This window comes from Pseudomonas agarici (genome assembly GCF_900109755.1).
GTDB classification, from domain to species: domain Bacteria; phylum Pseudomonadota; class Gammaproteobacteria; order Pseudomonadales; family Pseudomonadaceae; genus Aquipseudomonas; species Aquipseudomonas agarici.
Genome location: NZ_FOAR01000015.1, coordinates 95,459 through 119,845, shown reverse-complemented (window position 1 = coordinate 119,845; position 24,387 = coordinate 95,459). Strand labels below are relative to the sequence as shown.

Below are 24,387 nucleotides of genomic sequence, written 5' to 3'. Positions count from 1 at the left end.
AGTGGTCGATTGCTAGGGCAAGGCCCGGGCCGGTGTGGCGCTGTCGTTGGAGGGCTCATTGGCCGACAAGGGGCTCTGCGGTGCCACGGCGATCAGCTCCCGGCTATCGATCACATGGATGCTGTGGCCCGGCACGGTCTTGGCGTGGTGCTTGGCTTGGGAGGCGAGTTCCGCCAACTGGCTGGCATCCAGCAGGTCACAGGATTGCGGTTGCAGATGCACCACCCCAATGGACAGTGATAGCAATGCAAACTCCTGCCGTTGGCCCTGGCGATTGGAGGCGACAAAGCAGCCTGCATTCAGGTGTTCGGCGCGGTAGAAGCGCCGGCACTGGTTCTGGAAGTCTTCCAGTAGCTGATTCAGGCGCTTGCGCCAATCCTGCGACCCCAGCACTAGCATGAAATCATCGCCGCCGATATGACCGACGAAATCCCGACTCGGATCGACACGATCATTCAGGCATTGCGCCAGGCACAGCAATACTTCATCGCCCCGGCCATAGCCATAGATATCGTTGAAGGGCTTGAAGCTGTCGATGTCCACATAACAAATCACCGATTCGCACTGTTGCTGCAGCAAGCGCGTCAAGCACTGTTGGATCGGCACGTTGCCGGGCAGCAACGTCAGCGGGTTGGCGTAGCGGGCCTGCTGGATCTTCAGTTCGGTGATCAGTTTGAGGACATCGATGACCCGTCCCAGGCCCAGGTAGCAGCCATGGAGGGTGATGATGAAGTCTTCTTCGATGCGTTGTCGCGCACGACCGGTCAGCAACCGGCTGACTTGCTGCAGCGATTGGCTCAGCTCCACGGCGAGGAAGTCATCGCTCATCAGTCGGCTAATGGGCTTGCGGGCGAACAGGTCGGTGGCAAACGGCTTGAGCAGTGCATCCGATAGCGAGTATCGATGCACGATGCCGCGGGGCCGTTGCTGCTCGTCCAACACTGCCAGGGAGTTGAGGTTGGCCTGGCGACGAAAGGCTTCCAGCACGGTTGCAATAGGCGTGTTTTGGGTGACCGCCGGTTGCTCGATGAGCAACGCACTGAGGTCACTGCCTTCCTCGCTCAGGGCGATGGAGGTATTTTCCAGCTTCGGCAGCAACGCGCGGGCGTCCTGCGGTGGCTGTTCCTGGGGCCGACAAAGCAGATAGCCCTGGACCAGATCGACGCCCATGTCGGTGAGTACCGCCAGTTCTTCCGGTAACTCGATGCCTTCGGCGATCACCTGGGCCCGCGAGGCTTTGGCGATTTGCAGAATGGAGCCGACGAACTCGCGCTTGAGGCTGTCCCGATGGATACCGTCGATGAAGTGTCGGTCGATCTTCACGTAGTCCGGGCGCAGCTCCGACCACAAACGCAGGCTGGAATAACCGGCACCCAGGTCATCCAGGGCAATTGAGAAACCCATGGCACGATAGTGATGTAGGGCGTTGTGCAGTAACTGGAAATCGTCGGTCGGCGTTTGTTCGGTGAGTTCGATGACTACGTTGCTGGGATCGATACCGAAGTCCTGGAGTAGCGTGAGGGTTCGGCCCGGTTGGTGGGTCGGCTCCAGCAGAGATTCGGGCGAGACGTTGAGGAACAGCTTACCCGGCAGTTTTTGCTCGCTGAAGCGGCGGCAGGCGCTGAGCCGGCAGGCCATTTCCAGCTCGCTCAGGCGCCCGGCCTGGCGGGCCACGGCGAACAGGCTGATGGGCGAGTGCAGCGGACTGTTGGAAGGCCCGCGACTGAGGGCTTCATAACCGACGATACGTCTTTCGGACAACGAGATGATCGGCTGGAACAGGCTGTGTAGACCACTCTGAGCCAGGATTGAACTCAAGGCGTTCAGCTGTTCGGTCATGGTCATGGCAGTCTCTGATGATAAAAAAGGACGGGGCGCGGCTCTTGATCCAAGAGCCGCGCCCAATCCTTATTTCACGACAGAGTGATGACTGTTTGATGACGCTCCGAAGAGCGATCACATTAAATTGCCATTATCTATCAATGCTTGGCCACGGCGGTATTCAAGCGCAGGTAATCCAGCAGGATTCGTCCGGTTTCGCTCAAGTAGGCGTCGTCTTCCGGCTTGGCTTTCTTGTCTGGATCAGGCGGCAGCGCGTCTTCGTCCTCTTTCTTCAGTTCCTTGAGGGCGTCTTCGCCTTTGGCTTTGCGCCGGGCGTTTTCCATGGCCAACTGCTTGGCATCGATATCAGCGCGCTGGGCGCGACGGTCAGCCTCATTCAGGCTTACGGTCTTTTCCTTCATCAATTTCTCGGCCAGGGCTAGCTTGTCGCGAATGAAGATGAACTCCGCATCTTTCGACGCACGTGCATCGTGGTCGGATTTGAGCTGCGCCAGGAACGGCTTGAACGGATCCAGCGCCGGTTTGATCGACGGACGAATGGTGTCCCAGGGCATAGCCTCCGGCAGTGCGCTCTCGCCGATTTCCTTGGTATCGATGATCGATGGGAAATCGACGTCAGGCAGTACCCCCTGATGCTGGGTGCTTTGCCCGGAAACCCGGTAGAACTTGGCCAGGGTCAGTTTCAGCTCGCCATGGTTCAGTGGCTGGATGGTCTGCACGGTGCCTTTGCCGAAGGTCTGGCCACCGACGATCAGCGCCCGGTGATAGTCTTGCATGGCGCCAGCGAAAATCTCCGAGGCCGAGGCGGACAAGCGGTTGACCAGCAACGCCATTGGCCCTTTGTAGAAGGCGCCGGGGTTTTCGTCTTCAAGCACGTCGACCTTGCCATCGGCGTTACGTACCAGCACGGTCGGGCCTTTGTCGATAAACAGGCTGGTCAGCTCCGTAGCCTCCTGCAAGGAACCGCCGCCGTTGTTGCGCAAGTCGATGACCACGCCATCGACCCCTTCCTTCTGCAATTCGCCCAGCAGCTTCTTGACGTCGCGAGTGGTGCTCTTGTAGTCCGGGTCGCCGGCACGGAAAGCCTTGAAGTCCAGATAGAACGCGGGAATGTCGATGACGCCGAGTGTGTAGTCCTTGCCATCCTGCTTGAGGTGCAAGATCGATTTGTTTGCAGCCTGGTCTTCCAGTTTCACCGATTCACGGGTGATGGCGACAATCTTGCTGGTCTGGTCGCTCGGCGCGTTGCTCGCTGGAATCACTTCCAGGCGAACCACGGAGCCTTTCGGACCACGGATCAGCTTGACCACTTCGTCCAGGCGCCAGCCGACCACGTCGACCATTTCCTTGTTACCCTGGGCGACACCAATGATCTTGTCGGCCGGAGCGACCTGCTTGGTTTTGTCGGCCGGGCCCGAGGGGACAAGACGCACGATCTTGACCTGGTCGTTGTCGCTTTGCAGCACGGCACCGATCCCTTCGAGGGACAGGCTCATGTTGATGTCGAAGTTTTCCGCGCTATCGGGTGACAGATAGTTGGTGTGCGGGTCGTAGGACATTGCAAAGGTATTGATATAGGCCTGGAAGATATCTTCGGCCCGGGTCTGGTCCAGGCGCGTCAACTGGTTTTTGTAGCGCTTGACCAGCAGTTCCTGGATCGCCTTGGGTTCCTTGCCGGCGATCTTCAGGCGTAGCACCTCGTCCTTGACACGCTTGCGCCACAGGTCGTCGAGTTCGGCGGTGCTCTTGAGCCAGGGAGCATCCTTGCGATCGATCAGCAAGCTTTCCTGGGCGGTAAAGTCCAGCTTGTCCACGCCTTTGTTCAACTCGGCGAGGGCAAAGTCCAGACGGGCCTTGACCCGGTCCAGGTAACGCTTGTAGATGGTGAAGCCGGCTTTCAGGTCGCCACTCTTGAGGAAATCGTCAAACTGGGTTTTCCATTTGTCGAATTCACTGATATCGCTGGCGAGGAAGTAACTGCGCGATGGATCGAGCAGCTTGAGGTAGCTGTCGTAGATGATCGCCGAACGCGCATCATCGAGCGGCGGCTTGCTGTAGTGATGGCGCTTGAGCAACTCGACGACGTTCAGGCTGGCAATCACCTCGTCGCGGCCGGGTTGAAGATTGTCCCAGCTATTGGCTGCGAACGTATTGGCCGAGAACGCGCAAACGCCAAGGCCAATGAAAAGAGCCAGTGCGGTGCTGGGGAACAAATGCTTCATGCTGAGTCGACGCGGGGACAATTGATCACGCATATTAGGCCGTCTTTAAAGTCGCCGGTTCCGCGGGACGCGTACCAAAACTGCACTGGCAAGTTTTCGTACGACCCTCGGACCGGTCGCATAATGCAAAAAGCCCGGCGCTACAGCTCCGGGCTCAGTCCAGACTCACTATGGAGGCACCGTGAAAGCATTGCAAGGCGTTGAAGGTCAAGTGGTGTGGGTTGATGCGCCAAGTCCGGCTTGTGATGTCGGCCAAGTGCGGATTCGGGTGGCGGCCGCCGGCCTCAATCGAGCGGATTTATTACAGCGGGCCGGACTCTATCCTCCACCGCCGGGGGCTAGCGAAGTGTTGGGCCTGGAGTGCTCAGGGGTGATCAGTGAAGTGGGGGCGGGATCGTCCTGGCGAGTGGGTGATCGGGTTTGTGCACTGTTGGCCGGTGGCGGCATGGCCGAGGAAGTGGTGGTCGATGAACGTCATGTACTGCCGGTGCCGCAGGGCCTGAGTCTGTTCGAGGCGGCCGCGGTGCCTGAGGTCTATGCCACGGCATGGTTGAATCTGTTCCAGTTGGCCGGGCTCAAGCCGGGTGAAAAAGTTCTGTTGCATGCCGGTGCCAGTGGTGTCGGTTCGGCGGCCATTCAGTTGTGCAAGGCGTTCGGCAACCCCTGCTGGGTCAGTGTCGGTTCGGCGCAGCGACTGGTCTATTGCGAGGCGTTGGGAGCTCAAGGCGGGGTGGTACGCGATGACGATATCGAGGGGCTGAGCGATTTCGCGCCCTTTGATGTGATCCTCGACCCGGTCGGGGCCCACTACACCGAGCTGAATGTGAAACTTTTGTCAGTTGACGGGCGGTGGGTGTTGATCGGCTTGATGGGCGGACGGGAAACCCGGCTGGACCTGGCAAAGATCCTGGCCAAGCGTATCCAGTTGCTGGGTTCGACCTTGCGCGGTCGCGACGCGCTATTCAAGGCGGATCTGCTCGGCGACCTACGCCAGCACGTCTGGCCACTGTTCGCCGAGAAACGCCTCAGCCCGCAGTTGGCCAAGGTCTTCCCGATCCGAGATGCCGAACTGGCGTTCGCCGAGCTGGCCAGCAACCAGGTGGCGGGTAAGCTGGTACTGGTGATCGACGAAACGCTGGTGTGAATCCACCGTAGGCCTGTGGCAGCGGCGTTGCGCTTCGATAGGCACGAGGGGCTATTTCCAGTGATGGACAGGCCAGCCGGCTCCTTGTGCCTGTTCGCGTAAAACCGGGTCGGGGTTCACCGCGTGCGGATGGTCGACCTTCAGCAGCAATGGCAAGTCGTTGTGTGAGTCGGAATAGAAACTCGCGCCCTCGAGGTTTTCCTCTTCGGCGTCCAGCCACTCCAGCAGACGAGTGATCTTGCCTTCGCGGTAGGTCAGGGTGCCGGTGGTATGGCCGCTGTAGACACCGTGCATGATCTCCAGCTCGATGCCCAACACTTCATCGATGCCCAGGCGTTCGGCAATCGGTTTCACCAGGTGGGTGCCGGAGGCGGAAATCAGCAGGATCCGATCGCCCGCTGCCCGATGGGCCGCAATCGCCTTGCAGGCATCACTGTAGATCAACGGCTCGATCACCTCTTCGACCCAGGGTTCGACTAAATGCTCGATCTCTTGCGGGGTGCGTCCGGCCATGGGCTCCAGGCTGAACAGCATGTAGTCCTCCATGGCCAACTCGCCTGTATCGTAGGCGGCCATCAGTTCATTGTTGCGGCGCATGAAGGACTCCGGATCGACCCAGCCCAGGCGCCCCATCTGCTCGCTCCAGAGCGTCGCGCAGTCACCGTGGATCAGGGTTTCATCGAGATCAAAAATTGCCAGGGCCATCAACGACACTCTCTCTTCAAGAAGACGTTCTGCAAACGCGTCAATAACATCAGGCTACCTCACGCAGGGCCGTTGGATCGATAGACAGCGCCAGGCGCCGACCATCGGGGTGCAGATCGGCGGCTGAGCGGTTGAGCACATCGACCACCAGTTCCACGCCCCGCGCCTCTACCCGGTAGCGAATGACGTTGCCCAGCAGGCTATGGCTGCGGATCAGCGCATCCAACTCGCCGTCGATGCTCAGTTCGATGGCTTCCGGGCGAATGGCGATGCGCCCGTTGATCGGGCGCTGCAGCAGGCGGCTGGCGGCGTCGGCATCGAGCAGGTTGTAGTTGCCGATAAAACCGGCGGCAAACACGTCCACCGGCGCGGTGTAGAGCGATTCGGCGTCGCCGCTCTGGACGATCTTGCCCTGGTTCATCAGGAAGATCCGGTCGCTCATGGTCAGGGCTTCTTCCTGGTCGTGAGTGACGAAGAGGGTCGTCAGGCCCAGCTCACGCTGGATCGCCCGAATCTGCTCGCGCAGGTGCTTGCGGATCCGGGCATCGAGGGCCGACAGCGGCTCGTCGAGCAGCAATAGACGTGGACGGGTAACCAGCGAGCGAGCCAGGGCCACGCGCTGGCATTGACCGCCGGATAGCTGGTGCGGATAGCGAGCGGCTAAGTCGTGTAGCTCTACCAGCTTGAGGGCTTCGATCACTCGTTGGTGGCTCTCGTCGGCATTGACCTTCTGCATTTTCAGACCGAAAGCAACGTTCTGTGCCACGGTCATGTTGGGGAACAGCGCGTAGCTCTGGAACACCATGCCAATCGCGCGTTTCTGCGGGCTGAGGGGAACGATGTCCTGACCGTCGAGGCGGATCTTGCCGCTGTCCACCGCAGTCAGGCCGGCAATGCAGCGCAGCAGCGTGGACTTGCCGCAGCCGGACGGGCCGAGCAAGGTGATGAACTCACCCTTGGCGATGTCGCAGTCGATGTCGCTGAACACCGTGGTGCCGGCGTAGGTTTTCTTCAGGTTCTGGACACTGAGGAAGCTCATTGGCTTTTGTCCTTCTCTTTTGGTGAAGCGTTCAAATGATTGGCGACCCAGGTGAGCGCCAAAACAAAGAGGAAATAGGAGATCACCAGGGCGCTGGTGAAGTGGCCGCTGCTGTTACGCATGTTGTTCAGGTACACCTGCAGGGTTTCATAGCGAGTGCCCACCAGGATATTGGCGAATACGAATTCGCTGAACAGGAAGGAGAACGACAGGAGCAACGCGACCATCAGACCTTTACGCAAGTTGGGCAACACCACCAGGAGCGCGGCCTGCCAGGTGCTGGCGCCGAGCAGATGGGCGGCGTCCATCAGGTCGCGCAGGTTGATCGCCTGCAAGTTGTTGGTGATGGCCCGGTACATGAATGGCAAGGCTACGGTGAAGTAGCAGCCGATCAGGATCCACGGCGTACCGACCATGGCGAACGTCCCGGAACCGTACAGTTGCAACAGTCCCACCGAGGACACCACGGGCGGCACCGCGAAGGGCAGCAAGATCAGGATATTCATCAGCGCGTCGAGCTTGGGGAAGTGGTAGTGCACCACGAACAGCAGCGGTAGGATCAGCACCGTCGACAGCACCAGCGAGCCGACGCAGACGATCAGCGACTGGCCGAAGGCGCTGAGAAAGCGCGGGTCGCTCCACAGCTGCAGGTACCACTTGAAGGTGAAACCGCTGGGCAGGATGGTCGCTGACCAACTGCTGGCAATGGAATAGACCAGAGTGCCGGCCAGCGGCAGCAGCAGGATCAGGAACAACAGGTAGACCACTACGCGGTGGTACAAAGCGCCGGAGCCGGGTTCAACGCGCGACATGATAGTGCCTCTTCAACAGCCACTGGTGGATCACGGTCACGAAGGTCATCAGGCTCACCAACACCACCGCCAGCGCACTGGCCATGTTCGGGTCGAGACTGATGTCGCCGGAGACCATGGCGGCGATACGGATCGGCAACACGTTGAAGTTACCGGTGGTCAGGGCATAGACCGTGGCGTAGGCGCCGAGAGCGTTGGCCAGCAGGATCACGAAAGTGCCCAGCAGTGCCGGGGTCAGCACCGGCAGGCCGATGTGCCGCCAGAACTGCCAGCTATCGGCACCGAGCAGCGCCGCGGACTCGCGCCAGTCCTCGCGCAGGGCATCGAAGGCCGGGTAGAGCAGCAGCACGCCCAGGGGAATCTGGAAGTAGGTGTAGAGAATGATCAGGCCCGTCTTCGAGTACAGGTTGAAATCCTGGATGATCCCGGCTTGTTTGAGCATCAGGGTGAAGGTGCCGTTAAAGCCCAGCAAGATAATGAACGCGAAGGCCAGGGGCACGCCGGCGAAGTTGCTGGTCATGTTGGCGAAGGCGTTGACGAAATCGCGCAGGCGCGAGTCGACTCGGCGCAGCGAGTAGGCGCCGAGCACCGCGATAAACATGCCGAACACGCTCGACCAGAAGCTGATCTCCAAACTGAACTGGATCGCCTGTAGATAGAACTTCGAACGCAGGATTTTGCTGAAGTTAGCCAGGCCCCAGCCGCTTTCCTCCGATTGCAGGCTGTTGATCAACACCCATACCAGCGGTGCAATCTCGAACACAATAAAGAACAGGGCAAAGGGCACCAGGCAGAGCACGGCGAGTGATTTGCCACGTATGAGTGAGTTCACTTCAATAGCTCTCGGCAAACAGGCTTGTCATGGGGAACGCCCAGCAGCTCGCAGATCGTGCCGCAGAGCTGCGTCTGTTGGGGCGCGGCGTCGGGATTGAAACTGAAGGCAGCGCCGAGAACGAACAGCGGCACGGCGCGCTCTTCGGCCAGCAGGCCATTGTGGGAGCGGTCGTTGTTCATGCCGTGGTCGGCGGTCACCAGCACTTGGTAGCCAGCGTCGAGCCAGCCTTGCAGGTAGTCGGCCAGGATGATGTCGGCCGAACGCGCGCTGTTGCGGTATTGCGCGGTATCGAGACCGTGCTGGTGACCGGCATCGTCGATATTCATCGGGTGTACCAGTAGGAAGTTCGGCGCGTATTGCAGGCGCAGGCTTTCGGCATCGGCGAATAGATGGGAGTCGGGATAATGATCGACCCAGTAGAAGTGCCCATATTGGATCGGCAGACTGTCGTTGCGAGTATGGCGGTCGCGGGCCGCGACGAAAGGCGAGCGGTTGTACAGTTCGCTGATCCAGTGATAGGCCGCCGCGGCGGTGCTCAGGCCGGCGTCGCGGGCGTAATGAAACACGCTGCGCTGGTTGGACAGGCGTGAGACATGGTTATGCACAATGCCGCTCTGGATCGGAGCCACACCGGTGAGAATGCATTCGTAGAGCGGTCTTGACAGCGCAGGTAACTCGCATTCCAGTTTGTACAACGCTGCGCGTCCGGCGCCTGCGTAAGCCTGGAGATGGCCCATGGCGTGGCGGGCGACCTCGTGGTTCAGGCCATCGAGCACCACCAGGATAACGTTGTGCCGCATAAGCCGGACCTCGTGACAAGGGGGAGACCCCAACCCCTGTGGGAGCGGGCAAGCCCGCGCACAGGGAGGATGGTGTTATGGCATGTTGATGATGACTTCTTCCTGCCATTGCTGTGGCAGCGCCTTGGACGTCTTTTCCCAGGCATCGGCGTCTTTGATTGGTGTGACTTTCTGGTACTGCTCATTAGGCAGCAGCTTGGCTTTCACGTCTTCCGGCAGGGTCAGGTGCTCGGCACGGATGGGGCGTGCGTTGCCGCGAGCCAGGTTGGTCTGGCCGGCATCGCTGAAGATGTACTCGCGGGTCAGCTTGGCGGCGTTCGGGTGCTTGGCGTATTTGTTGATAAGGGTGGTGTAGCCGGAAATCACCGAACCGTCCGATGGGATCAGCACGACGTAGTCATCCGGATTAGTCATCTTGGCCTTGTAGCTCAGGCCGTTGAAGTCCCAGACCACGCCGACTTCGACTTCGCCTTTTTCCATGGTAGCGATGGTCGGATTGGCGAGCGACAGGCGGCCTTGCTTGGCGATTTCGGCAAACATCAGCAGCGCGGGCTGGATGTTCTTCTCGTCACCACCGTTGGCCAAGGCGGCGGCCAGTACGCCGTTGGCGGCCTGCGCGGCGGTGCTCACGTCACCGATGGAGACCTTGTATTTGCCGGTCTTGAGGTCCGCCCAGCTTTTCGGGGCAACGGAGCCATGCAGCAACTTCTTGTTGATGATGAAAGCAATGGTGCCGGTGTAGGCCAACGCCCAGTTGCCGTCCTTGTCCTTGGCCCAATCGGGGACCTGAGCCCACGTGCTCGGCTTGTACGGTTGGGTCACACCCTGCTTGACCGCGATGGGGCCGAATGCGGCCCCGACGTCGCCGATGTCGGCGCTGGCGTTGTCTTTTTCCGCCGCGAACTTGGCCACTTCCTGGGCCGAGCTCATGTCAGTGTCGATATGCTTGAGGCCGTACTTGTCGCTGAGGTCCTTCCAGGTACCCACCCAATTCGCCCAGTCATCGGGCATGCCAACGCTGTTGACGGCGCCTTCTTGCCTGGCGGCGGTTTCGAGTGCCTGCAAATCGGTGTCGGCGGCCATGGCATAGGTGCACAGGGCAATGGTCGAGCCTAACAATGATGCCAGGAAAAGCTGTTTCATCCGAAGCTCCTTTGGGCGTTTTCAACCCTGAGATTTTTATCGACGGTTTTTATAAAAATAGTGCGACGGCGCGGATTGTTTGGTCTAGGTCAGCAATACCTGAGCCAATTTAAGCTTGCCGGATGACACTTTGATGTCGGCATCAGTCCCAGGAAGTTTTTTCCGGTAGCGCTCATGGTTGCTGAACTCAGCGTAGACCATCTTTAATTTATTGAAATTTAAGTTAATTTTTTTCATAAAATAGTTGTTAAGGCGTACCGGTTCGTCGCTTTGTCACATATCAGTCATCTGTATTGCCTAGGCTGAGTACTAAAACCAGAGATCGCGATCTTGCGCAACTTTGCTCTCGAACGCTGCTGGACTAGTCCAGATGGGTAACATTGATGCGCGCAGAAACACCCAAAGCGGTGACAGCCATCGCTCAGGCGCTCCATGAGCAGATCGAACACGGGTTGTTGCCACCGGGAAGCAAGCTGTTGGCCGAGCGCAAGCTCAGCGAGTTGTTCAGCACCACTCGGATCACCGTGCGCGAGGCGTTGTTACAGCTGGAGGCCCGAGGGCTGATCTATCGGGAGGAACGCCGGGGCTGGTTTATTTCGCCGCCGCGACTGGCCTACAACCTTATGCAGCGTAGCCACTTTCACGCGATGGTCAGCGCCCAAGGGCGGGTGCCCTCCACCCAGGTAATATCCGCGCGCCTGCAACCGGCTTCGGCGGCGGTGTGCGACTGGTTGCAACTGCCGGCGTTGTCCAGCGTGATCCAGATCTGCCGGGCGCGACGGATCGACGAGCGGCTGGTGCTGTATGTCGAGCACTACCTCAATCCGCGGTATTTTCCGGGCATCCTGGAGTTCGACCTGAACCAGTCGATCACCGAGCTGTATGCCCGCCACTACGACCTGCATTACGGGCGGGTGCGCTTCGAAATCGTGCCGACCTCGTTGCAGGTGGAAGCGGCTGCGGCGTTACGGGTATCGGCGGGTAGCCCGGGCCTACGGATTGCCCGGGTCAACTACGACCAGCATGAACGGCTGATCGACTGTGACCTGGAGTTCTGGCGACATGATGCGATTCATGTTGGGGTGGATGTGGTGTAGCCCGCTCGCCGCCAATAACGCTCGGCTTCGATCGCCTTATTCTTTCTCCAGACCACCCCCGGCGGTCACCACCTGTACACTCAGGCGTGGGGTCGCCAAGTCCATGCCGGCCTCGTCCATGGTACGTTTGAGCGACAGGTTGAATGCCCGTGACACTTCCCATTGCTTGATCGGCGCGGTCTTGAAGCGGGCCCGCAGGATCGCGCTGCCGGACTCGAAGCTCTCGACGCCCTGGATCTCCAGTGGCGACCAGATGTTGCGCCGCTGCAGCGCATCGGTGCGCATCTTCTGGCCGACATCGCGCATCAGCTTGATCGCGTCGTCGATGGGCATGTTGTAGGGGATCGCCACCCGAAAGATCGCATAGCCGAACTCTCGCGAGTAGTTCTTGATGCTCTTGATTTCGCTGAAGGGAATGGTATGCACGATGCCGTCGATGTCCCGCAGCCGCACGGTGCGGATGGTCAGGCCCTCGACAGTGCCGAGGTGGCCGCCGACATCCACGTAGTCGTCGATGGCCAGGGAATCCTCGATAATGATGAACAGCCCGGTGATCAGGTCCGCCACCAGCGACTGCGCGCCAAAACCGATGGCCAGGCCGATCACACCGGCACCGGCCAGCAGTGGCGTGACGTTCATGCCCATGTTTGCCAGGGCGACGATCAGCGCGATGATGAAGATCGCCACGAACAACACGTTGCGGATCAGCGGCATCATGGTTTGCGCCCGGGCATTGGCCAGGCCCTTGCGCGAGCGGGTCAGGGCATGGTGCACGGCGGTGTCGCTGAGGATCCACACCAGCCAGGCGAAAATCAGTGTGCCGCCGAGGCTGAACAGCCGGACGCTGACTTCATGACCTTCGCCTTCGGTAAAGCGGATCAGCGACATGCCCCAAACCCGTAGGCCCAGCTCGATAAAGACCAGCCAGACAAACAGATGCACCAGGGTGTAGCAGAAACTCTTCAACCGCTCGGAATACAGCGCATGGCGCTTGTGCCCGCGCTGCGGCTTGAGGGCATGGCGTCGGACCAGGCCATTGATCACCATGCACAGCACCACCAGCACGGTGCAGATCAGCGACTGACGCAGGGCAGTGCTGGTATCGCCAGCGGAGACAAAGGTGGCGAACAGCGAGATTGCCACCAGGATCAGGGCCGGAACGAACCAGAAGGTGCCGAGAATCTCGATGGTATCGCTGAGGGCGCGACGGGTCAGGCGTCGCGACAGCGGCTGGTTGCGAATCAGGTGGGCGATGGGGCGTCGGAAACGCAGAATGAACAGTCCGGTGGACAGCGCCGCCATGACATTGGCGAAGGTCGCGGCGGTATGGGCCAGGTGGCTGCCGAGGGTGGCCACCAGGCGCGGATCGCCGAGGGCTTCGCCGAACGCGGCGAAACTGCCGATCAGCCACAATGGCCGAAAGGCCCTGTGGCGCAGGATATGCAGCGCCTGGTGGCGGTGTGGACCATCGAGCACGGAGAAGGCGATCACGCAGATCGCCGAGAAACAGGTCCCGACCACCAGCGCATAAGCGAGCACCATCGCCAGGTCCTTGCCCAGGGACGATGGCAGGGCATAGCTCAGGTACACGGTAATCAGCAGTGCAATCATCCAGGGACCGAGCTTGCGCAGGGCGAAGCGTAGCAGGTCGACCGTGCGCGGATGCTGAGGCAGTTCCTCGGTAAGGCCGAAGCGCAGGCGGACCCGGTGACTGAGCCAGATCATGGTCCAGGCGAGGAAGCTCCAGAGCAGCAGAATCAGCGCGAAGGCGAAGATGATCGGTAGCCATTCACTGAGCGGAAGCATCAGCGCGAGCATTTCTTCCTTGGCCTGATCGAGCTCCTGCGACCAGCGATTGAGCGGGCTGTCAGTGCCGGTGAACTGTTTTTCAAAGTTGGAAAGGGTACTGCCGATCAGGCCGAGCACACCCTCCTCGGTGACCGGCTGGGCCTTTTGAGTACTGTCCCGGAGTTTTTTCAGGTCGCTCAGCAGCTTGCTGCGCTGCTGGTCGTTCTCCAGGTTCTTGATCACTTCGTCCAGCGATTGGGCCAGGGGCTCGACCGGTTGCGGCTGGTTTTTTTCGGCGCTGCTTAACAGGCTGGGCAGGCCGATGGCCTGGGCGGGAGCCAACGGCATCAGCGTCAGTAAGCAGATAAACAGACAGATGGGCAGAGCGAAAAGACGGGCGAACACTAGGCAGTCAACCATACAAGATGCGGATTGATCGAGTGTACGCCAGCCTCAGGCGCCGCGCATTTATTCAGCTTCTGCCAATTTGGCGAGGATCTTGTACACCACGGTGCCGAGAATGCACAGCATCCCGAGCCAGATCAACACCGGACCGGCATTGCGCTCACGGAAATTGAAGCCGACGGCCAGCATCAGCATGCCTGCCAGGATCGGAATAAGCATGGAGTGAAACGCAAACTGGCTGATCATCGCGACGGCCTTGTCGAGGGAGGTACTGTGAGTCTAGGTCGCTTTGGCGCAACTGCTGTGGATGTGTATCAGGCGCAATATGGGAGGAAGGCAGCCTGGTGGCGAGCGAGCTTGTCCGCTCGCCACCAGGCTGGGTTGCCAGGCGGATGGCTACGGCAACTCGCGGCTGGCGAAGAAGGCGCTGAGCACTTTGACCAGGTGCGCCAGGTCATGGCTGCCCGCCAATTCGCGGATCGAGTGCATGGCGAAGGTCGGCAGGCCGATATCCACGGTGCGCACGCCCAAGTGGCTGGCGGTGATCGGCCCGATGGTCGAGCCGCAACCCATGTCGCTGCGGACCACGAAGCTTTGCACCGGGACTTCTTCGGCCATGCACAGGTGACGGAAGAAACCAGCGGTTTCGCTGTTGGTGGCATAGCGTTGGTTGCTGTTGACCTTGATCACCGGGCCGGCATTGAGTTTCGGGCCGTGATTGGCGTCGTGCTTGTCGGCGTAGTTCGGGTGTACGCCATGGGCATTGTCGGCCGAGACCAGCAGGGACTTCTGGATCGTGCGCACGAATTCGTCGCCTTCTGGCAGCAGGCGGCGCAGGGTTTGTTCGAGCATCGGGCCATCGGCGCCGCAGGCGGAGCAGGAACCGACTTCTTCATGGTCGTTGCAGACCAGTATGCAGGTTTCCTCGGTGTCGCTGGTGAGCAGTGCCCGCAGGCCGGCGTAGCAGGACAACAGGTTGTCCAGGCGGGCACCGGCGATAAAGTCGCCGTTCAGCCCGATCACGGCGGCGTTCTGGGTGTCGTAGAAGCTCAACTCGTAGTCGAGCACCACATCGGCGTTGAGGCCATGTTCGCGGGCCAGTTGCTCGGTGAGCACAGCGCGAAAATCCACCCGCACGTCACCCGCGAACTGCGCGAGGATCGGCGGCAGTTCGTTCTGGGCATTGATCGCCCAGCCCTGGTTGGCTTCACGGTTGAGATGAATCGCCAGGTTGGGAATGATCGCGATGGGGGCCTTGAAGTCGATCAACTGGCTTTCGACCTTGCCGTCGCGGCGAAAGGTGACGCGCCCCGCCAGGGACAGGTCGCGGTCGAACCAGGGGGCGAGCAGGGTACCGCCGTAGACTTCGACACCCAGTTGCCAGAAGCCCTGGCGCTGTAGCTCGGGCTGTGGCTTGACCCGTAGGCACGGGCTATCGGTGTGGGCGCCGACCATGCGAATGCCGTCCAGCAGCGGCGAGGCTTGACCGAGCTTGATGGCGATGACGGAAGAGTCGTTGCGGGTGACATAGTAGCGACCGTTGGCTTCGGTGTTCCAGGTCTCGCGTTCGTCGAGGCGTTGATAACCCGCCGCTTCCAGGCGCTGGACCAGGCTGGCGGTGGCATGAAAAGGGGTGGGAGAGGCCTTGAGGAAATCGATCAGGCCTTGGTTCAACTCTTCGCGCATAAGTAGCTCCAGACAGCAGTGTCGGAAGTTTACCGTATTGCTGGGTAGTTTTGCCGAGGACTCAAGATTGAAGTCATTCTTTAGCGTCGGATGCACCACGGTGAGCGATTTTACGATGGCTTCGCCGAGCACGGCGGGTACGGTCGTCAGAACGGTGCCGGGCACTCGAAGCGCAGGCGTTCGCCACTCTGTGGATGGGTGAAGCTCAGCATGCTCGCATGCAGGCACAGGCGTGGCCAGGCCGCCAGGGCCTGCGGGTGCGCGTAAAGGCCGTCGCCGAGCAGTGGATGGCCAATGGAAAGCATATGCACCCGCAACTGATGCGAGCGTCCGGTAATCGGGGTCAACTCGACGCGACACCCCTCGCCACGGCGTTCCAGCACTTTCCAGAACGTCAGTGCGTGCTTGCCGAACTTGTGGTCGACCACATGCCGGGGCTTGGTCGGCGGGTCGTAGCGCAATGGCAGGTCGATGCTGCCGCTGTCCTGTTCCGGCTGGCCCCAGCAGAGCGCGGTGTAGGCTTTTTCGGTTTCCCGGTCGTGGAACTGTCGCGACAATTCACGATGGCTATCGGCATCGCGGGCCAGCAGGATGATACCCGAGGTTTCCCAATCCAGCCGATGCACGATGCGGGCTTCGGGGTAGCCGTTTTCCTGCAGGCGCGTAATCAGGCAGTCCTTGTTGTCATCGGCCCGGCCTGGAACGGAGAGCAGCAGGGTCGGTTTGTCCACCACCAGTACGGCGGCGTCCTGGTGGATGATGCGGAGAGTGGACAACGGCATTAAAACAGTCTCGTGACAAACGCCAACGGCGGCTCAATCGCCTCCATCCTGGAGTGAAGGCGATTGAGCCGCCGTGGCTGCAACCGGATCGATCAACGATCGGGCAGGGTGATATTGAGTTCCAGGATCGAGCAACTGCCCTGGTTTTCCAGGGCAACGTGCACGTCATCAGACCCGATATTGACGTACTTACGGATCACCTCCACCAACTCCTTTTGCAGGGCAGGCAAGTAGTCCGGGGTACTGCGTTGGCCGCGTTCGTGCGCCACGATGATCTGCAGACGCTCTTTCGCGACCGACGCGGTGCTTACTTTTTTGCTGGCACGAAAGAAGTCAAAAAGGTTCATTGCTTAATTGCCTCCAAACAGGCGCTCGAAGAATCCCTTCTTCTGTGCATCGAGGAAACGATGCTCGACGGTCTTGCCCAGCAGACGGTCAACTGCGTCGCTGTAAGCCTGGCCAGCATCGCTCTGGTCGTCGAGGATCACCGGTACACCCTGGTTGGAGGCCTTGAGCACCGCCTGGGATTCCGGGATCACTCCCAGCAAGGTCACCGCCAGGATTTCCTTGACGTCTTCGACACCGAGCATTTCACCCTTGCTCACGCGCTCCGGGTTGTAGCGGGTCAGCAGCAGGTGTTCCTTGATCGGCTCTTCGCCTTTCTCGGCACGACGCGACTTGCTGGCCAGCAAGCCGAGCATGCGATCGGAGTCACGTACCGAAGAAACTTCCGGGTTGGTCACGACAATCGCTTCGTCGGCGAAGTACATCGCCAGGTGCGCACCGGTCTCGATGCCAGCCGGGGAGTCGCAAACCACGAACTCGAAGGTTTCCTTGAGTTCCATCAGGACTTTTTCCACGCCTTCCTTGGTCAGTGCGTCCTTGTCACGGGTCTGGCTGGCCGCCAGCACGTACAGGTTTTCCAGGCGTTTGTCCTTGATCAGGGCTTGCTGCAGGTTGGCTTCGCCGTTGACGACATTGACGAAGTCATACACCACGCGGCGTTCGCAGCCCATGATGAGATCGAGGTTACGCAGGCCGACGTCGAAGTCGACGATGACTGTCTTGTGGCCGCGCAGCGCGAGGCCGGTGCCGATGGCGGCGCTGGTGGTGGTCTTACCCACACCACCCTTGCCGGATGTAACCACGAGAATCTTGGCCAAGGTGTTTCACCCCTAAGGAAAAAGGACTTTCCAGTCCCTGAAGAACGTCACTGAAAAACAACTGTAGTCGTGCAGCTTCAACTGGGAGGCGCCGAAATGTTCAAAGTGCCGTCGGTAAATGTTTACATTTCGTGTTTTCTTACGTCGTTGAAGCTATTTTCGCTACGAGAAGGCGACGTTTTGGAAATGGCGCCAAGTATCCGTTAAAGACGGATGATGTTCAACACGTCGCCGGACAAGCTGATCTGAACGCCTGCACCCCATAGCGGATCGCGGCGCAAATCCTCGGAAACCTTGTACTGGCCGGCAATCGAGATCAGTTCGGCACTCAACTGTTGGCAGAAAATCCGCGCCTGGGCGTCACCCTTGACGCCGGCCAGGGCGCGCCCCCGCATCGGTCCGTAAACATGGATGTTGCCATCGGCCAGAAGTTCCGCGCCGGGGCTGACGGAAGACACCACCACCAGGTCGCTGCCCTGGGCGTAGACCTGCTGGCCGCCACGGACCGGGGTGGTGATGATCTTGGTCGGTTTGAGCGTTGGTTCCGGCGGTTTTTCCGGTTTTTTCTTCACGGCGCCTTCCGTCGGACCGAGCGGCCGTTCGCGGGCACCGGACGGCGGCAGTACGGGCAGGTCGATGGCAATGGCGGCCGCGATATCTTCGATGCGGTTGGCGCGGATCGCCAGGGTCCGCAGGCCGTGCTGTCGGCAAACACGCATCAGGCCGGGCAGGTCGATGGCACCTTGGTCGGCGGGCAGCTGGTCCAGTGCCAGGACCAGCGGCGTGTTGCTGAAGAAGTTGGGGGCTTGGGCTACCTTGGCGGCCAGTTGGCGATCAAGCACATCGAGGTTGTTCTGCGACAGTTCCAATACTGTGATGGCGAGCATGCTGCCCTTTAGCTGGAACACGGGATCCTGGTCTAGCGGTTCGGTTTGGCTCATGGTCGGCATAACGCGGCTTTTCACTAAAAGTGCCGAGACTTATAACGAGAACGCCCGCGCCCCGCAAGCCGGGTCGAACCGTTGTAGAATGCGCGGCCCTGTGTCTGTCCGGAATCATTAATGGATCGCCCGCGTTTTCGAGCTGCTTTTTTTCACCCGCGCTACTGGTTGCTTTGGTTGGGTCTGGGGCTATTGTGGTTGATTGTTCAGTTGCCTTATGGCGCCCTGTTGTGCAGCGGTCGAATGCTGGGCGCGTTGATGTATCGGGTTGCCGGTGAACGCCGGCGGATCGCCGCGCGCAACCTGGAATTGTGCTTTGTGGAAAAGTCCGCCGCCGAGCGCACGCGACTGCTCAAGGAAAACTTCGCCTCCACCGGCATCGCCTTCTTCGAAATGGCCATGAGCTGGTGGTGGGCCAAGCCGCGCCTGGCGCGTCTGAGCCACATCGAGGGTCTCGAACATCTGAAGCAGGCTCAGCTCGAGGGCAAGGGGGTGATTCTCATGGCCCTGCATTTCACCACCCTGGAGATCGGTGCGGCCCTGCTCGGCCAGCAACACACCATCGATGGCATGTATCGCCAGCACAAGAGCGCGGTGTTCGACTTTATCCAGCGACGGGGGCGTGAGCGGCATAACCTCGATTCCCTTGCGGTCGAACGCGACGATGTTCGCGGCATGCTCAAGTTGCTGCGCGCTGGCCGGGCGATCTGGTACGCACCCGACCAGGACTACGGCATCAAGCAGAGTATCTTCGTGCCGCTGTTCGGGATTCAGGCGGCGACCGTTACTGCCACCAGCAAATTTGCCCGCCTGGGTAAAGCGCTGGTGGTGCCGTTCACCCAGGAGCGCCTGGCCGACGGCAGCGGTTACCGGCTGGTGGTTCATCCACCGCTGAAGGATTTCCCCGCCGAGTCCGAGGAGGCCGATTGCCTGCGGATCAATCGGTGGATTGAGGCATCGTTGCGTGAATGCCCCGAGCAGTACCTTTGGGCCCATCGCCGATTCAAGAGCCGACCGCCGGGCGAACCCAGGCTCTACGATAAAAAAGGCCGATAATCTGTCGTCGACGCTTGCTGGCGAGGAGGAGCCTGGTGTATCAGGTAACTACCTGATTGAAGGAGTGTCGCGATGAGCCTAAGTGAACCGGTGACTGGCTTGATTCTCTCGGGTGGGGGCGCACGAGCTGCGTATCAGGTAGGCGTGCTGGCGGCGATAGCCGAGCTGTTGCCGCCAGGGGCGGCTAATCCGTTTCCGGTGATCGTCGGCACTTCGGCGGGTGCGATCAATGCAGTCAGTCTCGCCAGTGGGGCGATGAATTTCACGGCGGCCATCGAGCGCCTGACTGCTTTTTGGCAGAGCTTTCGCAGCCACCGGGTATTGCGCAGCGACTGGCCGGGGGTGATTCGTCAGGCGACCCGTTTTATCGGTCACAGCCTTTTCGGCCTCGGCGCCCAGGTACCGGTAGCTCTGCTCAACAGCTCGCCACTGCGTGATCTGCTTAACGAAAAGATCGATCTGCCGGGGATCGAACAGGCCATCGAGCACCAACAATTGCGTGCCGTGGCGGTGACCGCCTTCGGTTATGAGTCGGGCCAGGCGGTGACTTTCTACCAGGGCAAGGGCACCATTGGTTCCTGGTTACGCCATCGGCGTATCGGCCAGCCGACACAATTGACCGTCGAGCATCTGTTGGCCAGCTCGGCCATTCCGTTGTTGTTCGAGCCGGTCAAGCTCGGCCAGGAGTATTTCGGCGACGGCGCTGTACGGCAATCGGCACCCATCAGTCCGGCGTTGCACCTGGGAGCCAATCGCGTGCTGGTAGTCGGGGTCAGCGGCAACCCGCGAGGTGTCGATACCCAGGCCGGCATCGAACGTATCTATAGCGGGCAGCAGCCGAGCCTGGCGCAGATCGGCGGGCATATGCTCAACAGTACCTTTATCGATAGCCTGGAAAGCGATATCGAATTGTTGCAGCGTCTGAACCAGTTCAGCCGGTTGTTGCCGTTGCAGTCGTGCAGCCTGGGCCTGGCGCCGGTGGAGGTGCTGGTGATCGCGCCGAGCCAGCCGATCGATGAGATTGCCGCGCGCCATCGTCATGAGCTGCCGTCGGCGTTACGCCTGTTCCTGCGCGGGCCGGGCGCCACCAAGACCAGTGGTGCCGGCGTACTCAGTTACCTGCTGTTCGAGGCCGGTTATTGCAGTGAATTGATCGAACTCGGCCGCCGCGATGCGATGGCCAAGCGCGATGAGTTATGCCGATTCCTCGGCCTGCCCCAACGGTCGCCGGCCTTGCAGGTAGCTTCAGTCAGCAGCTAGAGCAGATGCGCCGCCAAGTACCGGGCCACCGACTCGTCGGTGCAGGCACCGATTGTTTCGTGCTCGGGCAGCGCCTGCATCACCTTGTGGTGAGCGGTGCCCATGATCAGGCCCTTGCCGGCTACCGTGAGCATCTCCACATCGTTCATGCCGTCGCCGAAGGCGATACATTGGCTCATGGGCACATTGAGGAACGCGGCGAGCTTTTTCAGGGCATTGCCCTTGGACACCGTGCTGGCCATCATTTCCAGGCACCAGGGTGCTGAAAAGGTGCTATGCACGGCCTGACCGACCAAGGGCTTGAGTTGTTCGTCGAGTAGCACCAGCGCATCGTGGTCCTGGTCTCTGTGGATAAAGAACACTTTCTCGACGGCCTCGAGCGGAAACGCTTCGACATCCAGGACGGTTGGCTGGAAGTGGTGGTTATGGTTGAAGTCCTCCAGCAGCTGACTGTCGGCGTTGGTGATCCAGCGCGAATCGCAGTAAACGTTGGTCACCAGGTTCGGATCAGCCTTTGTCGCGTCGAGCAATGCCCGTACCACGGTTTCGGGCAGGTGCTCGCTGGCCGTCAGGGTTTTGCAAGCGCTGGTGATGCGGGCGCCGTTGGAGGTGATCAGGTGCACCGGCAACGGATAATCGCGCAGGATCGATTCGACATCGGATTGGCTGCGACCGGTGGCGATCACCACGTGCCTGCCGGATTCGACGAGCCTGTCCAGGACTGATCGGGAAAACTCACCGATGCGCTCGTCCGCAAGCAGCAGGGTTCCGTCCAGGTCGGAAGCGATGAGGCGGTACATGCTGTTGTCCTTAACCGTATGGAGTGTGCAGGAGTCTGCCCGGCGGGACTGTAGAGATCAATTGTGTTATTCGGTTGATAGTGGCCCGTCTCAGCTGAGGCGGGCCTTGGCGTTTATTCGGCGATCTGCAGCTTGCGCGCCTCGGTATACACGTAGCGTACCTTCTCGTATTCGAACGGCGAGTTCAACTGACCGTAGCGCAGGCTTGTGGTGTAGCGCTTGTCGATGGCCCGTAGGGCATAAATTTCCGGATGGTCGTCGCTGGCCTGGGAGACGTTGAGGAAGTTGATCTGCGATTCGGCGGTGAAGTCGAAGATCAGCCCGCCGGTGTCGCGCAGGTTCGATGGCCCGAAGAACGGCAGCATCAGGTAGGCGCCGCCCGGTACACCATAAAAGCCCAGGGTCTGGCCGAAGTCTTCGGTTTGGCGCGGTAGGCCCATCCTGGTCGCCGGGTCCCACAGGCCGGCGACACCGAGGGTAGTGTTGAGCAGCAGGCGTCCGGTGGTTTCCAGTGAACGCTTACCCTTGAGCTGGAACAGGCTGTTGAGCAGGTTGGAGATATCCCCCAGGTTGCTGAAGAAGTTGCTCACTCCCTCGCGCAGGAAGGTCGGCGTGACATAGCGGTAGCCGTCGACCAGTGGCAGGAACACCCACTCGTCGAAGCGATAGTTGAAGTGGTAGATGCGGCGGTTCCAAGACTCCAGTGGGTCATAGACGTTCAGTGCATTGAGCGTCGAGCGTTCGAATTCGCGCTGGTCCAGGCCTGGGTTGAACTTGAGCTGTTTCATCGGCTCGGTGAAGCCGTCCGGATCGGGCACCACCGGATCGTGGGCCTTGCTGTTGTCCGCCTGGGCGTAGCCTGCGCAGAGCCAGGCAGCGATAAGCATCAGATGTTTAGCCACGGAAAAACTCCAGCATGGCGTCTGCGTTGACGCGGTAATTGAGGTTGCCGCAGTGGCCGCCGTGGGGGTAAACGGTCAGGCGATCACCAAAGGTGCGGCGCAGAAAACCCAGGTCGCCCGGACCGAGGATGACATCGTCGGCGTTGTGCATCACGGCAATTTTCGGGCTGTCGCGCAGGTAGTCCTTGAGGGCATAGAGGCTGACCTGGTCCACCAGCTGCAGGAGGCTGCCGCCGTCGGTACGGGCGCGCCACATCGGGATCACCTGTTCGGTCAGATAGCAGTCGAAATCGCATTGCAAGGCGCGCTTGAGCATTGGGGTCAGGCTGGTACCTTCGGTGATCGGGTATTTTGGTGGAGTGATCAGTCCGCGACGGTTGATCAGGTCCGACGTAAAGGCGATGTCCGCGGCCGAGAAACGGAAGGAAGTACCGATCAGCATCGCCATCTGTTCATTGGTCAGGTGCTGCTTGGACTGTTGGAAGTCGTAGAGCAAGGCGTCGTTGAGGTCGATATAGCCTTTCTGCTGGAAGTAGCGGGTCAGCTTGGCCAGGACCAACTCATAGAAGGTCGTGGTGTCGTTGATGTCCTTGACCTCGGTCTGGACCATCTTGTCGAGGTTGGTGATAGAGGTATAGAGGTTGACCGGGGGGTTGAGCAGCAGGACTTTCTTGAAGTTGAAGCTGCGACGGGTCTCGTCCAGCTTACTGACAAAGGCTGCATCCAGCGCGCCCAGGCTGTAGCCGGTGAGGTAGTAGTCGGTCACCGGCAGTTTCGGGTTTTGCGCCCGCACGGCCTGCATCACCCGATACATGTCCTCGGCGTCTTCCTGGCTCACTCCAGGAGTGGCAAAGCGCGAAGCGGCGCTCATGAAGTCGAAGCTGGTGGGCGATGATAGCTGGACGACGTGATAGCCGGCCTTGTAATAGAGCTTTTTCAGGTACTCGTTGAGGCTGCTGTCATAGCGTGCACCGGTGCCGGCGATCAGGAAGATCAGTGGCGCGGCGTGGTCCTGCCTGGCGAGGCGGTAGGTGAGTTTCTTCACCGCCCAGAAGTTGTCCGGAAGGGTGAACTCGCGTTCCGGTCGTAGTTTCAACTGGTAGTCGGACTGATCGATGTCGTCATCGCTGGGCAATTGCGGGCGCAGTTCTGGCGGAGTCGTGGCGAGGGTCGCTTCGAACGGGTTGGTCAACGGATAGCCATAGCTGGCGGCGTCGACATCGACCGCCAGCGCAGACGCACTCAGAATGAGGCCGCCGATGAAAGCCGCGAGGCGCAGAAAACGGAACATGACTACATCCCTTTAAAGGAAAATGCCGAATGGATGGCGCGGGCTATGACCACTGGACTACTGTCAAGTGCCCTGTTTCATTGCATAAATAGTGCAATCGGAGCGCGTTCATCAGACCATAGCTTACAGACGATACACTTTGCCTCATTTTGCGGGCCCGCCGCGAGTGGTTAACGCTTGCATACGCCGTCCTGGCGACTATGCTGGGCGCCGTTTTCGCCTATCGGAGTTGTTCATGTCCCACCGTTTGCCGCTGATCCTGCTGCTTATCGTCCTGCCCCTGTGGCTGATCGCCAGTTACGGCGTGCGCTACGGGTTGATGGAGGATGGGCAGTGGGTTGGCATTTGCGTCGACGAGGCGCTGCGCTGGGAGTGTCAGGCGCGGTCGAATTTGGGTTGGTTGATTCATTTCCAGGTATTGGGCTGGGCCGCTTTGGGCGCGGCGGTGCTGGGGTTCCTGGTGCCGGGCCGGGCCGGTCGGGTACTGGCGGTGCTGACGTTGCTGATCGGCTTTCCGGCGTTGGCGTTGTACAACACCAGCCTGGCGGTGTTTGCGGTGGTGCTAGGCGGGTTGCGGTTGGTGAGGTCCTGAGGCTGTCTCCCTGGTTCGGCATGGGGTTGTGGCGAGCGGGATTGTCGGTACGCCGCACCGCCACGCTCTGCCTGATTCCCGA

Annotated in this window: 23 protein-coding genes; 5 read left to right on the top strand and 18 right to left on the bottom strand. The window is 60.2% G+C overall.

Annotation, left to right across the window (positions count from 1 at the left end; translation table 11 throughout):
• Nucleotides 1-12: 12 nt before the first annotated feature.
• Together BMX68_RS15340 and BMX68_RS15335 are read right to left on the bottom strand one after the other, a co-directional pair.
• Nucleotides 13-1,845, bottom strand: coding sequence for a bifunctional diguanylate cyclase/phosphodiesterase (locus BMX68_RS15340; RefSeq protein WP_017133015.1), 1,833 nt, complete (start codon nt 1,843-1,845; stop codon nt 13-15).
• Between the two features lie 134 nt (nt 1,846-1,979).
• Entirely contained in the window at nt 1,980-4,064 is a 2,085-nt protein-coding gene (locus tag BMX68_RS15335; protein WP_176987137.1) for a carboxy terminal-processing peptidase, read from the bottom strand.
• A 181-nt stretch (nt 4,065-4,245) separates the two neighbouring features.
• Between BMX68_RS15335 and BMX68_RS15330 the strand changes: the two genes are divergently transcribed.
• Entirely contained in the window at nt 4,246-5,208 is a 963-nt protein-coding gene (locus BMX68_RS15330; protein ID WP_017133013.1) for an NAD(P)H-quinone oxidoreductase, read from the top strand.
• A gap of 51 nt (nt 5,209-5,259) precedes the next feature.
• Here BMX68_RS15330 and BMX68_RS15325 read toward each other — a convergent pair whose 3' ends face one another.
• From BMX68_RS15325 to BMX68_RS15300, 6 genes are all read right to left on the bottom strand, one after another.
• The gene (locus BMX68_RS15325) at nt 5,260-5,913 is read right to left on the bottom strand and encodes an HAD family hydrolase (protein ID WP_017133012.1); all 654 of its coding nucleotides are present in this window, start codon (nt 5,911-5,913) and stop codon (nt 5,260-5,262) included.
• A 49-nt stretch (nt 5,914-5,962) separates the two neighbouring features.
• Nucleotides 5,963-6,952 carry an ABC transporter ATP-binding protein gene (locus BMX68_RS15320; protein ID WP_017133011.1) on the bottom strand — a complete coding sequence of 330 codons (990 nt, stop codon included), beginning with the start codon at nt 6,950-6,952 and terminating at the stop codon, nt 5,963-5,965.
• Nucleotides 6,949-7,764, bottom strand: a complete 816-nt coding sequence (locus BMX68_RS15315; protein ID WP_017133010.1) for an ABC transporter permease — start codon at nt 7,762-7,764, stop codon at nt 6,949-6,951. Before BMX68_RS15315 ends, BMX68_RS15320 begins: the two co-directional genes overlap by 4 nt.
• Nucleotides 7,751-8,596: an ABC transporter permease gene (locus BMX68_RS15310; RefSeq protein WP_017133009.1), complete on the bottom strand. Its 846-nt coding sequence runs from the start codon at nt 8,594-8,596 to the stop codon at nt 7,751-7,753. The genes BMX68_RS15315 and BMX68_RS15310 overlap by 14 nt, the downstream gene beginning before the upstream one ends.
• Nucleotides 8,593-9,399: an alkaline phosphatase family protein gene (locus tag BMX68_RS15305; RefSeq protein WP_017133008.1), complete on the bottom strand. Its 807-nt coding sequence runs from the start codon at nt 9,397-9,399 to the stop codon at nt 8,593-8,595. Before BMX68_RS15305 ends, BMX68_RS15310 begins: the two co-directional genes overlap by 4 nt.
• A gap of 75 nt (nt 9,400-9,474) precedes the next feature.
• Complete coding sequence (locus BMX68_RS15300; RefSeq protein ID WP_017133007.1) at nt 9,475-10,542, bottom strand: ABC transporter substrate-binding protein; 1,068 nt, start codon at nt 10,540-10,542, stop codon at nt 9,475-9,477.
• Nucleotides 10,543-10,925: 383 nt separating this feature from the next.
• On the opposite strand from BMX68_RS15300, the gene BMX68_RS15295 reads away from it, so the two are divergent.
• Entirely contained in the window at nt 10,926-11,639 is a 714-nt protein-coding gene (locus BMX68_RS15295) for a UTRA domain-containing protein (protein WP_017133005.1), read from the top strand.
• 36 nt (nt 11,640-11,675) lie between these two features.
• Here BMX68_RS15295 and BMX68_RS15290 read toward each other — a convergent pair whose 3' ends face one another.
• The 7 genes from BMX68_RS15290 to minC form a co-directional block, all read right to left on the bottom strand.
• On the bottom strand, nt 11,676-13,832 hold the full coding sequence (locus BMX68_RS15290; RefSeq protein WP_026013286.1) for a mechanosensitive ion channel family protein: 2,157 nt from the start codon (nt 13,830-13,832) through the stop codon (nt 11,676-11,678).
• A gap of 63 nt (nt 13,833-13,895) precedes the next feature.
• On the bottom strand, nt 13,896-14,078 hold the full coding sequence (locus BMX68_RS15285) for a hypothetical protein (RefSeq protein WP_017133003.1): 183 nt from the start codon (nt 14,076-14,078) through the stop codon (nt 13,896-13,898).
• 150 nt (nt 14,079-14,228) lie between these two features.
• A complete protein-coding gene (locus BMX68_RS15280; protein ID WP_074862343.1) occupies nt 14,229-15,518 on the bottom strand; it encodes a M18 family aminopeptidase in 1,290 nt (429 codons plus the stop codon).
• A gap of 146 nt (nt 15,519-15,664) precedes the next feature.
• The gene (locus BMX68_RS15275) at nt 15,665-16,300 is read right to left on the bottom strand and encodes an RluA family pseudouridine synthase (protein WP_017133002.1); all 636 of its coding nucleotides are present in this window, start codon (nt 16,298-16,300) and stop codon (nt 15,665-15,667) included.
• A 92-nt stretch (nt 16,301-16,392) separates the two neighbouring features.
• Nucleotides 16,393-16,647 carry a cell division topological specificity factor MinE gene (minE, locus tag BMX68_RS15270; RefSeq protein WP_007898843.1) on the bottom strand — a complete coding sequence of 85 codons (255 nt, stop codon included), beginning with the start codon at nt 16,645-16,647 and terminating at the stop codon, nt 16,393-16,395.
• 3 nt (nt 16,648-16,650) lie between these two features.
• A complete protein-coding gene (minD, locus tag BMX68_RS15265) occupies nt 16,651-17,463 on the bottom strand; it encodes a septum site-determining protein MinD (protein ID WP_017127819.1) in 813 nt (270 codons plus the stop codon).
• A gap of 203 nt (nt 17,464-17,666) precedes the next feature.
• Nucleotides 17,667-18,404, bottom strand: a complete 738-nt coding sequence (gene minC, locus BMX68_RS15260; RefSeq protein WP_026013285.1) for a septum site-determining protein MinC — start codon at nt 18,402-18,404, stop codon at nt 17,667-17,669.
• Between the two features lie 120 nt (nt 18,405-18,524).
• Between minC and BMX68_RS15255 the strand changes: the two genes are divergently transcribed.
• Together BMX68_RS15255 and BMX68_RS15250 are read left to right on the top strand one after the other, a co-directional pair.
• Nucleotides 18,525-19,460 carry a lipid A biosynthesis lauroyl acyltransferase gene (locus BMX68_RS15255; RefSeq protein WP_017133000.1) on the top strand — a complete coding sequence of 312 codons (936 nt, stop codon included), beginning with the start codon at nt 18,525-18,527 and terminating at the stop codon, nt 19,458-19,460.
• A 72-nt stretch (nt 19,461-19,532) separates the two neighbouring features.
• Nucleotides 19,533-20,720, top strand: a complete 1,188-nt coding sequence (locus tag BMX68_RS15250) for a patatin-like phospholipase family protein (protein ID WP_017132999.1) — start codon at nt 19,533-19,535, stop codon at nt 20,718-20,720.
• On the opposite strand, the gene BMX68_RS15245 is transcribed toward BMX68_RS15250, so the two are convergent.
• The 3 genes from BMX68_RS15245 to BMX68_RS15235 all read right to left on the bottom strand — a co-directional run bounded on the left by BMX68_RS15245 (nt 20,717) and on the right by BMX68_RS15235 (nt 23,713).
• Nucleotides 20,717-21,520 carry a Cof-type HAD-IIB family hydrolase gene (locus tag BMX68_RS15245; protein WP_017132998.1) on the bottom strand — a complete coding sequence of 268 codons (804 nt, stop codon included), beginning with the start codon at nt 21,518-21,520 and terminating at the stop codon, nt 20,717-20,719. The two genes, BMX68_RS15250 and BMX68_RS15245, sit on opposite strands and share 4 nt — an antisense overlap.
• A 113-nt stretch (nt 21,521-21,633) precedes the next feature.
• A complete protein-coding gene (locus BMX68_RS15240) occupies nt 21,634-22,422 on the bottom strand; it encodes an MlaA family lipoprotein (protein ID WP_017132997.1) in 789 nt (262 codons plus the stop codon).
• Nucleotides 22,415-23,713, bottom strand: a complete 1,299-nt coding sequence (locus BMX68_RS15235) for a serine protein kinase PrkA (protein ID WP_017132996.1) — start codon at nt 23,711-23,713, stop codon at nt 22,415-22,417. The genes BMX68_RS15240 and BMX68_RS15235 overlap by 8 nt, the downstream gene beginning before the upstream one ends.
• 235 nt (nt 23,714-23,948) lie before the next feature.
• On the opposite strand from BMX68_RS15235, the gene BMX68_RS15230 reads away from it, so the two are divergent.
• Nucleotides 23,949-24,305, top strand: a complete 357-nt coding sequence (locus tag BMX68_RS15230; protein WP_017132995.1) for a hypothetical protein — start codon at nt 23,949-23,951, stop codon at nt 24,303-24,305.
• The last annotated feature ends 82 nt before the right edge of the window (nt 24,306-24,387 follow it).